General features: G+C 63.5%; 3 protein-coding genes. All 3 read left to right on the forward strand.

Translation table 11 applies throughout. The annotated features are described in order from the left end of the window. Window positions 1-9 precede the first annotated feature (9 nt). Genes IPM49_06415 through IPM49_06425 form a run of 3 tightly spaced genes read left to right on the forward strand, consistent with a single transcriptional unit; the run spans window position 10 to window position 15501 of the window. Window positions 10-6135 carry a hypothetical protein gene (locus IPM49_06415; GenBank protein ID MBK9274155.1) on the forward strand — a complete coding sequence of 2042 codons (6126 nt, stop codon included), beginning with the start codon at window positions 10-12 and terminating at the stop codon, window positions 6133-6135. After that, window positions 6135-6890, forward strand: coding sequence for a hypothetical protein (locus IPM49_06420; protein ID MBK9274156.1), 756 nt, complete (start codon window positions 6135-6137; stop codon window positions 6888-6890). Before IPM49_06415 ends, IPM49_06420 begins: the two co-directional genes overlap by 1 nt. Further along, window positions 6865-15501, forward strand: coding sequence for a hypothetical protein (locus IPM49_06425; protein ID MBK9274157.1), 8637 nt, complete (start codon window positions 6865-6867; stop codon window positions 15499-15501). Before IPM49_06420 ends, IPM49_06425 begins: the two co-directional genes overlap by 26 nt. Window positions 15502-15517 lie beyond the last annotated feature (16 nt).

A 15517-nucleotide genomic window follows, 5' to 3' on the forward strand; every position in this document is an offset into this window, starting at 1 on the left:
ACGATCCGCATGCGAACCTTCCCCACTTGGAAACGGCGCACCGCCGCCATGCTGCTCCTGGTGTTCACCGGGCAGGTGCTCCATCCCACCGCGGCTTGGGCCTTGACCAGCGGACCGGCCCAACCGGAGTTCGCCAGCTTCGAACCGGTGACGACCACCGAGATGGTGAACCTCTTCACCGGGGACTTCACCTACAACCTGCCCGTGCTCGAAGTGCCCGGGCCGGAAGGATCCGGGTATGCGATCTCGCTCTCGTACCACTCCGGTGCCTCACCGGAAGAAGAGGCCAGCTGGGTGGGCCATGGGTGGACCCTCAATCCCGGCGCGATCAACCGGCAGGTGCGCGGCGTGGCCGATGATTGGAATGGCGAGCAGGTCACGTACCGCAGCAAGGCCTTTCCGAACGCGACCGTCTCGTTGAGCACCTTCGTCGCCGTGGAGCTCGGTAGCTACGACCTGGGCCTGAACGCGAACGGAACCATGCGCTACAACAACTACACCGGATATGGGCTGTCCTATGGTGCCGGGGTCTCGTTCGCCTCCGGCACCGTCAGCTTAGGATTTCAGGTGAACGATGGCGAGGGAAGCTTCTCCTTGGCCGTCAACCCGGGCGCAAAGCTGAACGAGTATATCGGGGACGTGGAACGCGAGAATAAAAAGGACGCCAAGAAGTACAAGAACCTGAGTGATGACGCAAAGAAAGCGGAATCCGGTAAAGCACTGAAGGACAAGGTCAGCAAGACCAGACGGGACGTCGCGCTCATGAACATGGCACCCATGCCAAGCGCGTACGGCACCGCCAACCTGATCGCGCGCTCCTTCCCGCTGGCCACGACCAATATGACAGGCACCACGCACAGCTTGGGCTTCTCGCTCAATGGCACCTTCCTGCCGATCGAGATGGGCGTGAACGGCAACGTGACCGGGCGTTTGGCCATCCAGCGGAACGAAGACTATGTAGTCCGCAATGCATATGGCTACCTGTACACGGACAAAGCAAATGGTGGCTATGATGTCCAGGACTATCACTCGGAAGAGACCAGCCCATACAACAAACGGGACAAGTACCTGCCACCGGTCTTTGCGGATGCGGATCCCTTTACCGCCACCGGAGAGGGGATCGTGGGGGGCATGCGCTTCTTCGCCAGCACCCCGAGGGATTTCCGTCCGGCTGAGTCCAGCGGAACCACGACCATCATCCAGATCGGCGCGGAAGGGAACGCCGGCTTGAATTCGGGCGGGGGCGTGGATATTGGGATCGGCCTACAGGAGCTGCACCTGGGCACTTACTCCAATGGAAGTTCCGGCACTGCGCAGGCGCCCGAACTGGATATGGACCACATGCTGCGCATGAGCGGCGACGCCGGAGGTCACCTCACCTACGGGGATGGAGGGCAGGAGGCCGAGGATGCGGGGCTCAGTTTGGACGATGATCTCCCGCAGGGCTACCGGGAGGCCACCTTCACAGCACCGGCGATCGCCACAGCGGGCCTGAACGCCGGTGGCCGCCCCGGGCGCTCCAGCCACGTGGGCTTCAACACCAACGAACGGATGGTTGAAAAGCACCGGTGCTACGAAAGAGCGGATATCGGGGTACTCACCTCTGGCGCCGTGATTCAGCGAAGCAGCGATGAACTCATCGGCGAGCTCTCGGTGGTGAACGCCAGCGGCCAACGCTACAACTATGGATTACCGGTGATGGCCAAGAACGATAAAGTGATGAGCCATCACTATCCGCAACCGGTCGGACAGAACGGTGTCACCAACCAGTGGACCACCGCCACGATCAATGGTTCGGAGGCCTTTGTGGAAGGGCACCAGACCAGCGAGTCCTATGCCACCCAATACCTGCTGACGAGCATCCTGCAACCGGACTATTTGGACAGGGCGCAGGACGGCCCCTCCGAGGACGACTTCGGGGGCTACACACAGTTCCGCTATGAACGGCTGATGGAAGGCTATCATTGGCGGCTACCCTACATCGGCTACAGCCATCGTGACCCCCTCCTCTCCGAGTGCTATGACAACCGTGTGAGCTACTCCAGCGGCGATAAGGAGATCTACTACCTGAAGGAGATCAGGACCAAGACGCACATTGCGGTTTTCACGACCATCGAACGGGATGATGGGTTCGGTGCGGCTCCGGACCAGCAAGCAGGCAGCGGTGTGGTGCCCTCGCCATCTGTAAAGCTCAGGGCCTTGGAGAGGATCGACCTGTATCAGATCGACCAGGACCGCGACAATGGGGCCCGCCCCATCCGAACCGTCCGGTTCGCCTACGCGGACCAGAACAAGGTATGGCCGAACGTACCGAACTCGGTGGGCCAGGAAGGCAAGCTCACGCTCACCAAGGTCTGGATGGAGCACAACGGGGTGGTGCCAGCGACCATCGCACCGTACACCTTCCACTACACCTACCCCACGGCCGCCTATCCCGCCCCGTATGCGGGCCTCCATCCGGACCCGAACAACACGCTGAACGAAACCCCCGACTATGGCCCGGCCTGCACGGATGCATGGGGGAACTACTACCATGATGGGGCCGATCGATATCGGCAACGCCGGCCCTGGCTTGACCAGGACCCGCCGGACACCTTCGATCCGGCAGCCCATCAATTGAAGCGCATCGTCCTGCCTTCGGGTGGAGAGATCCATGTGCTGTATGAGGCCGATGACTATGCGTTCGTCCAGAATGAGCGCGCGCACGTCATGGTACCACTGACCAGCTACCACAACGCTACATGCGTGGTCGATCTCGATGCGGTCCACGGCACGAACGCCGCGCGGGCAGCGCAGCTCGCCGAGATGCTGTACACCGCCGCGACCTCCCATCGCAAGATGCGGTTCGACTTCGCGTTCAAATTGACCGTTACCGGAACCTTCGAGCCGGAAGGATCGAACCGGTTGTACGAGATCATCAGCGGCTATGGGACCATCCACGACATCGATGCGACCGATCCCGATGAGGTGGTGATCGAATTCAAGCCCGGGGATCACAGCACACCGAAAAAGGTGTGTCAAGATCTTGTGAAGAAGGAGAAACGAGGCAAGGACCTCAATGAGGATTGTGCCAGCTATCCCCTGTTCTCGAGCGACCCGGTAAGCCATGGCACCGGAGGTCCCGAGCAATTGATCCGGGACCTGGCCAGCTTCATCGTACCTGAACCCAGCGCCTGCGAGGACGTAGAGGCTGGTCACTCCTATCTGCGCCTACCCGTGCCGGTGCGCAAGCTGGGCGGCGGTCTGCGGGTGAAGCGCTTGTTGATGGTGGAACCGGGCACCTCCGGATCAGGCCACCAGGCGGTGTACGGTTCTGAGTACACCTACACGACCAAGGATGACGCGGGCCACGTGATCAGCAGCGGTGTGGCCACCTACGAACCGGCCGGCCTGGACATGGAGAATCCCTTGGTGCGGCCGCTGGACCGGTACCACCAAAGCTGGCTCGACAAAGCGATCGCCGGCCGTGACCGCAAGCAGAGCGAAGGTCCGTTCGGGGCCAGCGCCTATCCGCAGCCCAGTGTCGGGTACGCGCAGGTGATCGTCAGCAACATCCATCAGGGGTTGAACGCGCCCGCCTATTCTGTGCATGAGTTCCACACCGCACGCGAACACCCGGTACGCGCCGATCTGACGGAAAAGGATGAGCGCAACGACAAGTTGAACCTCACCACCGGCATCGTGAACATCATGCGCGAGAACTGCTACGTGAGCCAGGGGCATACGCTGCACCTCAACGACATGCATGGAAAGCCCAAGCGCCAGGCCACCTATGCAGGCAGGGCGGAAGACCACCTGGATGTGGACGCCTTGCCGGTGCTCCAATCGTATACAAGCACGGACTACTTCCCCATCGGTGAACTCGTTCCGGTGCTCACCAAGATCACGCCTTTGACCATCGAGGACCAGCCTTTGGGGCAGGAGATGGATGTGGCCGTTGAGCGGCGGCATGTGCGGGACCGCATGAACGACGGCACGGTGGAACTGGACATTGGGGTGAGCACCACCGCCCCCTACATCATCCCGAGCTTCTCGGGACTTCCCACCGTGAGCCACGTGAGCTCACAGATCAAGACGCACATCACCACCAAGTTGGTGAAGCACACGGGCATCGTTCGCGGCACCACGACCTTCAAGGACGGCATCCTGCATGTGACGCGGCACCTGGCCTACGACGCGGGTAGCGGCGAGCCGGTGATCAGCCGCACGCACGATGGCTTCCTGCCACTGGACATCGCAGCACACCCCGAACAGCTCGACGCCGCCGGCCCCGGGACCTACACCAGCGTGGGGATCCCCGCCCACTTCATCTACCCGGACATGGGCCAAAAAGCCAAGGGTGAACGCTACTACGTCGGAGCCAGCGGACCGGGCATGGAGATCAGCAACACCGGCGGCGGTGTCATCCACCTCTCGCCACCCGCGCAGAACAGCAGCCAGTCCATCTGTGATCTGTTGAACGCCCTGTGCATCGGCGATCTGCTGGAGCTGACGGTCAACAGCTCGACGGTGCTCTGCCATGTGACCGGGACCGCGGGCAATGACATCCATGTGGTGAAGGCCTCGTTCAGTCCTACCGGCATACCGACATCGGCGACGACGGTCAGCCAGCTCCAGATCATTCAGAGCGGCTGCAACAATACCGTGAGCAAGCAGGCCGGTGCCTTCACCTACTACGGCAACGGGACGATCGCGACCAGTGCGGTGAACGCGGACCGTGTCGCGCTGGCCGCTGCCCTGTCCGATGCGCTCTGTGCCCTTACCGGGACCAGCAGTGTAAGCCTGTCAACCATTCCGAACATCGCGAACTTCCAGTTCCAGACCGATCCCGGTTGCGCTGCCGTGGGGGAAGGCGATCTGATGGGGATCGAAGCTGGAGAAGCCTACATCGACTTCAAGAGCTGTGATATCCCGCTAGGCAAACCCAATTGCACGGACGGCGCCTTCGGCATCGATCCGGTGAACGGACAGTTGCTGTTCTACCCGGAAGGCAACGATTGCCGCGGTGTCCCGGTGACCTGCCTGCAATTCTGCGAGGACGATTACCCGGTGACCCAGGTGACCCGTGTGGTATCGACGAGCGCGATGCAATACGCCCACGACTGGTCGTACGACCCCTACGCCTACCGGCCCGCGATGGGCAATGCGAACCCGAACGACTTCGAGGCGGGCATCCGGGGCCGCTGGCGACCACGGAGCCAGCACGCCTACCGCGCGGCCCTGACCCCCGGCAGTGCCAACTACGACCAGGGCATGTTCGACATGCAGCTGTTCAATTGGCGAACGCCCCAGGCCAATCCGCCCGAGTGGGTGCGCACCGACAGCATGTTGACCTACAGCCCCGATGGCCCGGTGCTGGAGCAGCTCAACGCCCTGAACGTGCCCAGCTGCGCGCGCTATGGGTATGGCCGGAACCTGCCGGTGCTCACCGCCCAGAACACGTATGCGGACCTGGTGCTCTTCGAGAGCTTCGAGACGATCAACCCGATCAATGGTGTGGACCATCTGGAGAACCAGGTGGTGTACACCGGCAGCGCCATGGAGGCGCATGGGGACCTTGACGCCACCGTGGCCCACGCCGGCAAGGGCAGCAACCGGACCGATGCCGCCACGGCCTACCTGTACCAAGGACCGACCATGAAGGTCCCGCTCGCGTGGACCGCCAGCAATCCCTCGTTCAACATGCTGGTGAAGGCCTGGGTGAGGGCGGAGGATGGCAACGGGGTGGCCACCGACCCGCTTGCCGTGTCGGCCACGATCAGCCACAACAACAACGCCCTGGCCACCGTGCCGATGGAGCGGGTGGCGCGGACGGGCGAGTGGGTACTGATGGCAGCGACCCTGCCGGTGACGACGAGCGATCTCGACATCGACCTGAGCTGCGTGAACGCCGCCGGCATGAAGACCTGGGTGGACGACGTGCGCATGCAGCCGGAGACCGCGCAGATGACCTGCTATGTCTACGATCCGCTCAGCCACCGGCTGCTCACCAGTTTCGACGACCAGCATTTCGGCTTGATCTACCAGTACAACGATGAGGGCAAGCTCGTGCGCAAGCTGGTGGAGACCGAACGGGGCATCCGCACCGTGCAGGAGACCCAGTACCACACTCCGCTCACCGAACCGAACCCGTGATGTTGCGCGTCCACATCCTGATCATCGCCACCCTGGGCACCTGGCCCGGGGGTGACCTCCACGCACAGGGCACCTGTGCGCAAGATCTCCTGCAGATCCTGGGTGCGGTGGAGGACAGCGCCAAGGCCGTGGACAGACAGGCTGTGCGGACCCGGTTCGAAGTAAGCACCGTGGGTGTGGAGGAGGGTGCCACCTCCACCGTGGAGGTCGTGGAACACGCCGTGCTCGACGATCGGACCGTGACGCAGCATTCGCACTTCACCATCTACCAGGACCGCACCACCAAGGTGGTGGTGCTCCCCTTGGAGAAGCAGGTGTATCTGTACGACCGTCGACCCGAGGACCGGGAAGTGCGCATGGACGAATGGCGGACGCACAGCGACGTGATCTTCCGATACGGACAGGTGAGCTCCTGTAGACGGTATCACGATCACGATGGGCGCAAGCTCCATGTGGCCTTCGACCTGCCGGACAGCCTGCGAAACATGCCCTGGGCGAGCGTCAGCTACACCGTGGATGTGGACCGGCGCATGCCGCTGGCCAGCCACATCACCTATCGGAAGGGGGCGGCAGCCCGCAGCCAGAAGGTGCGCATCCTGGAGCATCGGTTGGGTGAAGCGGACCCGCGACTACGCAAGCCCGCGCTGGCCCAGGTGATGGCCGGGCGCAAACCGCTCTCCGCCTACTCCGACTTCGAGTTCCACGATCTCCGCCGAACGACCAAGGCCCATGAAGACCGCCCCCTTGTTCCGTGAACGCACCGCCCGGTGCGCGCTGCCGTTGCTGGTCCTGCTGCTGGTATGCACAACGGGCCGGGCGCAGGGACCCTACACCCTGATCGAGGACGAGCTTGAACTCGACGATGCGCTCTTCAACGATCCGGCGTCCACCCTCTTCACCCTGGTGAATCCCTTCGCCCCACCTGCACCCACCATCTGCGGGGCCGATTGGACCTACGAGGGCGTGCGGCTGGACCTGCGCTTGAGCACGGGAGAGACCAACGATCTTGGGGCAGAGACCTTTCAGACGACCGTGCCACTGGTGGTGCGAGCGGTGGATGCGCTGGGCGACCCCTATTTCGTGGTGCCGTGCACCTTGTCCGTGGACCAGAATGCTCCGGAACAATGGTTCACGCTTGATCTGGCCTTGCAGTTCACGGCCGCCGAGCAGGTGGAGGTGGTCCTCGACGGCGCACCCTCCTTCACCCCGAGCAACCTGCCCCTCGCGCACATCCGCCTGAACGCGGACCTGCACCTCCATCAACGCATCGCCCTCACGGCGATACCGCATACGCTGAACGCGGTGGCGCTCACCAGCGCCGGTTCCAACAGGGTCCGCTTCGAGTGGTCCTACCAGCACAACGGATGCAACATCATCTATCCCCGTTACGAGCTGCAGGTGCTGCGCCTGCACGACCTGGGCGGAGCAGGCCACGCACCACACGCCCTGCAGTCGGCCACGGTGGACTGGAGCCAGGCCGCGGTGCTTCACCTGGACAGCGATCCCAAGGGGGCGCTGCAACGACTGGACCTCACCTTGGCCGAGGGCACCGGATTCTACGCCTGGCGGGTGCGGCCCATCACCAACTACCACGATGGGGGAACCGTGGATCCACGCAACTGGGGCCTCTGGTCGGCGCACAGCCCGGCCACGCAAGGCAGCACGGTGACCGGCCTGGATGCCGTGGGCTACACCCCGCCCGCCGCATGCGGCGTATGGCCGGCGGACCAGGGCGGTCCAGCCATCTTCTTCTACGACCAGTTCGACGACGACCGCACGTGGAGCTATGCGCGGACCTACAGCGAAGGTCAGGCCCACACCGGCATCCCCTTGCGCATGGCCGAGGGCATGACCTACGTCACCGCCCTGCTGCAGCCCGACCAGCAGCAACAGCGGCAAAGCACCGAGGGGTATGTGGTGGCCAGCCGCACGGTGCATGACCGCGCCGGCCGACCGGCCGTGAGCTCGTTGCCCTTTCCCATCACCGGACAGCCCGGGCTGGGCTATGTCGAACAGCTGCTCACCAACACGGGCAACAGCGACTATTCCGCCGGCGACTTCGATGTGACGCCCCATACGGCCGACCCGGCCAACGGTCCGTACTACACGAACACGAACCCGGATAGCGAGGTGCCCGATGCCGAAGGCTATCCGTACACGCGCACGGTCTTCCACCCGGACGGACGGCCGCGGCAAGCGAGCGCACCCGGCAGCACCTTCGCCTTCGACGGCACCGCACCCCCCACCACGGCGAACTACTTCGCCAGTGTCACCCGCACCGAGCTGGCCCGCGTCTTCGGCACCGAAGCCTACGACCCCGCCGCCGTGCACCACGTGATCAGCGTGGACCCCAACCAGGTGATCACCAGCACCTATCAGGACAAGGAAGGCAAGGTGCTGGCCACCAGCATCATCTCCACGACCGATGTCCTGAGCCAGCTGCCCCTGGAGTCGCAGGCCAACGGCGGCTATACCATCACCGAGACCTTGGCCGGCAACGTGTCCGTGGGCGACCATGTCGCGGAGGCCACGACCAACCTGTACGTGGAGGCGCAGAACACCTCGATCGAGCTCACGTACTCGATCACCCCGCAGGACGTGATCGATGCCTGCGTGAACTTCTGCCGCCATTGCGACTACGTGGTGGAGATCTCGCTGGTGAACGTGGACACCGGGGTCGATCTGATCGCCAGCGCATGCCCCGCATGGAGCTCCTTCCCCATTTTCACGGACCTCACCTGCAACGCCCCGGCCAGCTATCCGACCACCTGCACCGTGGTCGCGAACGATCGCGGGGTGTACCAGCTCCGCAAACGGATCCGGGTGAACAACATGGCCAACGGGCAACCGGTCCTCTACACCCATCTGACCGACCTGTCCCAAGCCTACGCGGACCATTGGGACAACCTGCCGGTGAACGATGTGCTGAACGTGCTCACCGACCCGGCGCTAGGCCTGGACGACCTGTGGGACCTGGTGAACGTGGACCCGGAGGTGGACACCGAATTCACGCTGGACCTGGGCTGCGGCGAGGAGCCCAGCTACCCGGTGCTCCCCTGTGCGGTATGCACGCTGCACTTTGAACAATGGCTCGAACACCTGCAGGAAGAGTACAACGCTGTCGCGGCTGCGCTCAACAACGACGGAGACGCGAACAACAACATCAGCACGATCGAAATATCGCCGAGTCCCAATTTCACCCACAACGGGCTCTTCGACTATCCGGAATCGGGCAATGTGAGCGCGGTGTTCGAACGCGGTGACGTGCTGGCCCTGCTGGCCAACATGTCCACGGTGGTGGACGAGAACAACGAGCTGGTCTATACCTGCGACGAGCTGCTGGCCTGCTGGCACAGTGCGGTGATCGCCTACACCACGGCCCTGGCCGCCGGGCAGACCGTGATCGAGCTGGGCCAGGTGGACCTGAGCGATGTGCCGGGTGGCACGCCCCCAATCCAGAGCAATGCCACCTTGGAACTGCACTTCATGGACATCTTCCTGGACTGCGCGGGGCGACAGTTGCAGGGCTGCACCGATGATGCAGGCGACACTGGATACCAGAATGATGACCTCTATGACGACACTGATTACGACCACAATCCGAACAGTGGCTACCTGGGCTACCTCACTCATGCGTACGCGTACTTCTATTGCACAGGTTTGCCCAATGACGATTGCGCAAGTTCACTGGCTGGTGATTTCGGGCCGACCTTGAGTGATTGGGACGAGCTGGTTCCGCTTACCCATGAAGGGGTCACAGTCAGCACCACCGGCTGGACCGCCTACTATGAGTGCCTTATCAGTGCGGCGAATGCCGGCGGACAAGGGAGCTTGGACGCCGCCGCTGCTACCCTCTATTTGGAGGGCTTGCGCGACGCCCTGATCGCCAACTGCGAAACGGCCTGTGAAGGCCACCGGGAGGCCTTCCGCTTGGAGGTCATGGACACCACGGAAGAGAACTGCGACGACCTGGACTCAGCGAACGTCGAATGCCTGGTGGATCGCTTGGTGGCCAATTGTGCCGCCCTGTGCAACGGGCTGGAAGTGCAGTACGACGCCAACTACACCCCTCCTCTGAACGGTTTGGGGCCTGCATCAACCCTCTCCTTCATCAATGGTGTGCTTACCGGAACGCCGGAACTGTACGTGCTGTTCGGGGCCGAGCAGGATCAGGATCTGAAGTGCGAGACCGGCATGGTGGATATGATCACCGCTGGGTACGACTATCCCGGAACGAACCTACCCATCACATCGGAGGAACTCGTCGCCCAGCTGAACGAAGCCTTGGACGACTATGCACGCTTCGTGTTCGAGTACGATCCGGACGATCCAACGACCTACGGCAACTACGGCTGGCAGGCCGACCCGATGGAGTTGACCGCCCGCCTGCGCCTGAGCCTGAACGGCCTGCATTGCATGCCGCTGGAGCTGGGCATGATGATCGGCAAAGAGTTGAACAATGTCAACTATGACGAGGATGACGACAGCCCCGGGCAAGCCAATTGCAACGCCGGCACCGGGCCCAGTGCGTACGAATGCCTGCGCCATGACCTGGAGAACTTCCAACCGTATCGCCTTACGCTGACGATCGATCCGGACGGCACACCGGTCACGCTCGTGCGCTTCAACTACGGCGAGCCGGGCGATACCCCCCCGTGGATCGATCAGTTCGACGCCATGCTGGCCGCCGCCAACAACGGGGACGCACCCTTCACCGATGTCCATACCCGCTTCATCGTAGACGCGAACGGCGCCATCGACATCGCCGTCTGCTCCTTCGACAGCAATGGCGCGGTGGTGCTTTCGACCTGGACCATGCAGTCCAACACCATTCCCATCGAATACACGGGAACCTACTGTAGCAGCGGGTTCGCGAACCCCCTGCTGAACGGGCATGATCACATGGGAGAGGTGTTCGTGCCTCAGCTCATCGCCAACCATTGCAACAATATCCCACCGGTCACTGAAGCCTGGGTGGACATCCGGGACCGCTATGCTTCCTCATGCTACGACAGCACAGCATGTTCCACGACCTGCACTTACTGGTGCCTCTCCTTCACGCACGGCATCCCCGTCAGCGAGGACGCCGATGAGATGCCCCTGCTCAGCTGCGACAGCGTGACCCAGGCGAACTACCACAATGCGATCATGGGCCAGCTGTACGACCTGGAGGTGGCCGCCCTGCAGACCTACAGCTCCGCCTACACCAGCACCTGCGCCGACCCGGCGAACATCCAGGACGCCCTCACCTACAGCTACAGCCGCAACCAGCACCATTACACCCTTTACTACTACGACCGCGCCGGCAACCTCATCCGCACCGTGCCCCCCGAGGGTGTGGAGCCCTTCGTGGACCCCACCCCGCCCGTGGCCAACTGGCCCACCACCGCCACGGCCCACACCATGCGGACGCACTACGGCCACAACAGCCTGCAGCAACCCGTGCGGCAGGAGACCCCCGATGGCGGTGTCACCCGCTTCGGCTACGACCGCCTGGGCCGCCTGCGCATCAGCCAGAACGCCGAACAGCGCATCGCCAGCCCCGAGCGGTACAGCTACACCCGCTACGACGACCTGGGCCGCGTGGTGGAGGCCGGCGAAAGCCACGAGGTGCCCACCGGCGGCCTCAGCATCCAGGACCTGCTGGACCCCGGCAACGCCAACGCCGCCGCCTTCCTCAGCACCGAGCTCGCCTTCCCCGGCACCCTCGCCGACAAGCACGATGTGGTGCACACCCACTACACCGATCCCGCGCAGGGCATGGCCTACCTGGATGGCACCGCGCCCCGCCACCTGCTGAACCGCGTGGCCTGGACCGAGAGCGATGAGGATGGGCAGCCCTCCACCGTGCACGACCGGGTGACCACCCACTACAGCTACGACCCGCACGGCAACGTGGAGTGGCTGGTGCAGGACCTGCCCGTGCTGGGCCGGCACTACGTGCGCTACCACTATGACCTGGTGAGCGGGCGCGTGCTGCAGGTGGACTACAACGAAGGCCGCCTCGATGCCTTCCACCAACGCTACGACTACGACGCGGACGGCCGCATCGTGCACGCCGAGAGCAGCGTGGACGGCCTGCTCTGGGAGCGCGACGCGGAATACAGCTACTACCCGCACGGCCCCCTGAAGCGCACCGAGATCGGCGAGGACCGCCTGCAGGGCGTGGACCACACCTACACCCTGCAGGGCTGGCTGAAGGGCATCAACGACCCGCGCCTGGCCGGCAACGACGCCGGGCAGGACGGTGACGCCGTGGGCCGCGACGCCTTCGGCATGGAGCTGCACTACTTCGCGAACGACTTCACGCGCACGGGATCCGCCTTCGCGCCAACGGCCACCACGTGGCCGGCAGACCTCTACAACGGCAACATCCGCGCTTGGGCCTTCAACACGGAGGCACTGAACGGGACGCCCCTGGACCCCCTGGGCTTCGGCTACACCTACGACGTGCTCAACCGCATCCGCCAGGCGGACAGCTACAGCCACGGCACCGGCTGGTCGGCCAACATCAACAACGAGCACCAGCGCGCCTACACCTTCGACGCCAACGGCAACCTGCAGACCCTGCTGCGACACGACGAGGGCGGTGCCTCGGTGGATGAGTTCGACTACGCCTACGCCGCGGGCACCAACCGGCTGACGGAGGTGGAGGACGGCCACCCCGCCGATGGCCAACTGAACGAAGATCACGCCTACGCCTACAACGCCATCGGGCAGCTGACCCAGGAGAGCTGGACCCCCACCGGTGGCTCACCGGAGCACATCGCCATCTCCTGGACCCCCGCCGGCAAAGTGCGCCAGGTGACCCTGAAGGACGGCCGCACCCTGCGCTTCCTCTACGATGCCGCCGGCCACCGCGTGATGAAGGCCGACCTGGCCCAGCCCGACAACGGCTTCACCGCCCCCCTGACCGAAGGGGATGAGATCACCACCTACGTGCGCGACGCCCAGGGCAACCTGCTGGCCACCTACCTCCGCACCGCCGAAGAGGTGGGTACCCTGGTGGAGGACCGCACCAACCTGGAGGAACAGCCCCTTTACGGCAGCAGCCGCCTGGGCCTGCACACCCCCACCGCACCCCTTACCGTGCACCTGCAGACCTGGGACGGCAGCACCGCCATCCCGCAGCCCCTGGACCTGCCCCGCAAGGCCGAAGCCCACCGCTTGGGCCTGGCCGCGGACCAGAAATGGTACCTGGGCATACACCTGCTGGTGCCCCGCACCACCGCCTTCCACGACCCGGCCGACTTCAGCGTCAGCGAGCAGAACGGCGGGCTGCCCCTGTGGTGGGCCGACCGCTCGGAGAACACCTACCGCGCCGAGGACCGCCAGGGCAACACCCTGTTCACCGCCGTCAGCGTGCGGCTGATGCAGCCCTTGCAGCCCATCACCAGCACACAGGTCTTCGACCGCAACGGCGTGCCCATGTACAGCAACGGCTGGCTGGTGGGCGCCCTGTGGAACGGCGCCACCTTGAGCGCCCAGGTGCCCGGTGAACCGCATCTCCACTACCTGTTCACCATCGCCCAGGACGGCAAGCCCTACGCGCACCTCATCGACCTCTCCAGCACGGGCCACGGCTCGCAGGGCGAGGTGGTGATCGCCAACATCGCCCTGGACGGCGGCGGCCCCCTCACCTACCAGCGCGGCATGGCCGTGGTGGACGACCGCAGCGGCTACGGCCCCACCACCCTCTTTCTGCTGGGCCACAGCGGCACCCAGGCCCAGCTGCGCGCCCTGTCGGTGGCCGCCTTCCATGCCGACAACAACACCCCCGACTGGCACACCCTGGAGACCGTGACGGCCACCCCCGCCATCCTCAAGGGGCGCCTGCAGCCCAGCCCCGATGGACAGCGCCTGGCCTACGCCCGCACCACCGGCTCCGGCATGGGCCTGCTGCAGTGGGGCGGCAACGAGCTGCGCGTGGTGTCGCTGGACCCCGGCCGCCTGGCCCTCAGCGGGGCGCCCCTCACGGTCACCGGCCCCACGGGCCGCATCTCCGGCTTGGACTTCAGCCCGGCGGCCGACTACCTTTACTTCACCGTGAGCGGGTTGAGCTACCCCACCACCCAGCGCCTCTACCGCCTGCCCCTGGCCGGCGGCGCCATCGCCCCAATGGCCTGGCACGTGACCGATGTGCGGCGCAACGCCCAGCAGGGCGGCACCGACATGCTGTGCACCACCACCACCGGCCTGCGCCGCATCGCCCAGCCGGACGATGCCAGCCCTGTGCAGACCACCCATGCCCTGCCCGGCATCCAGCCCGCCCTGGCCCTGCAACCGGTGCTGATCGGCCCGGACCGCAGCACCAGCACCCGCCACCTGGGCCGCCGCCGCTACGAGCTCACCGACCACCTGGGCAACGTCCGCGCCGTGGTGGGCGACCGCAAGCTCAGCGACTTCGAGCTGAATGTCGCTCCGCTAGTCCTGGTGCCCAGCAGCTTCAGGGCGGAAGTTCTGTCCTACGCGGACTATGATCCCTTCGGGAGTTTGCTCGATGAGCGGCATGCGTTGGCGTACCGGTTCGGGTTCCAAGGACAGGAACAGGATGATGAGATACACGACGATCCGGGGACGAGCTATGCCTACAAGTACCGGATGCATGACACAAGGGTGGGAAGGTTCTGGAGCGTCGATCCGTTGGCTGCGAAGTACCCCCACAACTCGCCGTATGCGTTCAGTGAGAATAAAGTTATTGATCATAAGGAACTGGAAGGGTTGGAAGGGATACCAGCTGGAAAGGATCAGGTGACTGGATACTTTATTTCACCAAACGATTCGAACTCCGATTTGGGACAATGGGACACACAAGTGATTTATCCTCAGGGTCCAGCCGATCCTCCGCAAGCAGATCCAATGATGCGGTTAATAATCGAAACAGTCCTACCATTTTCGGAAATCAATCAATTGATCACCGGTGAGGATGATAACGGTCATGAAGCAAGCCGTACGGCAGCGGCAGGCTGGCTGATCCTTGGCTTCATTCCCGGTCAGCGGTTGGCCAAACCGGTGGTGAGATTAACCCGAAGTGCAGGCCAGGGATTGGCAGCAGTTGGATTCAGAAGTACCAAACTCTTGAACAAACACTACGCCGACCACGCTAGTAAGTTCAATGGCCTGTTCAAGAACGCGACAGAATATGAACAAGCTGCAAAACATTTTTTTGCATCTTCCGGTGATAACGTGTTTGAATACACCCGCACTCAAGGCGAATTCGCCGGTGATTTGGTCAAATACGATATGAATAAGAATCTCTTTGGCGTTGCCGACAAAGATGGTGTGATAAAGACATTCTACAAGCCAAAGGATGGCTCGAAGTATTTTGAGGAGCAGTTGGTAAAGGATTTTCCAACGACACAATAAGATTGACGATGAGGAA

It is taken from the genome of Flavobacteriales bacterium (assembly GCA_016715895.1).
Lineage (GTDB): Bacteria > Bacteroidota > Bacteroidia > Flavobacteriales_F > PHOS-HE28 > PHOS-HE28.